This is a genomic window from Bradyrhizobium sp. MI1.11, from assembly GCF_055811255.1.
Genome location: NZ_JBVVPM010000185.1, coordinates 1 through 932, shown reverse-complemented (window position 1 = coordinate 932; position 932 = coordinate 1). Strand labels below are relative to the sequence as shown.

1 protein-coding gene is annotated in these 932 nt (G+C 61.9%); it reads right to left on the bottom strand.

Annotated elements, in window-relative coordinates:
• Nucleotides 1–932 (bottom strand): transposase (locus AC0L30_RS43025; protein WP_473406794.1); only part of this gene is annotated, 932 nt, incomplete at both ends.

The following is a 932-nucleotide window of genomic DNA, read 5'->3' as shown; positions in this document are numbered from 1 at the left end:
TTGACCAGCTTGAGCTTGGTGATCTGAGCTTCCACTTGGCCATTGGACCACCGTTGCGTGATAGCCGCGTGCACCGCGCCCTTGTCGTTGGCGATCCCATTCGCGAACGAGCCAATGAGGCTCCGCTTGGATTCATCTATCCAAAGTTCGAGCTCGATCTCGGCCCTCTTTCGGATCATCGCGTGGAAGCGGCCAACGAGAGCGTTGGCATCGGCCAGCATAGGGACGCTTTGTTCAATAGCGGCAACCGTGACGGTCTCGGCCTTGGTTCGGTGGTCCCGCTTCATCGTCATCAACTGCGCTATCGTCCGGGCGGCGGGGACCCTCTGCAATTGTTGACGGCTGATGGTCTCGGCGCGTCGCCGTCGCGTGGCCCATTCCGCCACCACGCGCAGCGATCCCTTAAAGCCTTGCCCTCTCAAACGGCGCCAGAGTTCGGCACCGTTACGACAGCCGCCTGACCACTGCGCGTCCAGGAACGGCAGGTGCCCATCCAGGGTGCTTTGACGGGTGCGGAAGATATCCGTACCGCCGCCGCGACTAATTTGGCGAACCAGATTGCGACTATGTCCTGTGCGGCGGACGATCTCCTTGAGCGGCACACCGTCGCTGACAAGAGCCGCGATTGCGGCATGGCTGTCCTGGCGCCGCAGATAACCCTGATAGCGAAGCTTTTCCGCGCAGGTCAGCAGTTTAAGATCGATCGTCGTCGCCCCGATTGCGGCTCGGATTTTGCTCATCGAACGGCGCACCGCTTCAAGGAAGGCCGCGCTCGCGTTTTCCATCAGATGCCAGCGGTCGGCGACCTGGATGGCGTTCGGCAGCGCCTTGGCTGCTGCCTCGCCATATCCACCACCGCGATCTCGCGACACAATGTTGATGCCCGGGTGCTTCGACAGCCACGCCTGAACGGTCGCCATTTCCCGGTCGGG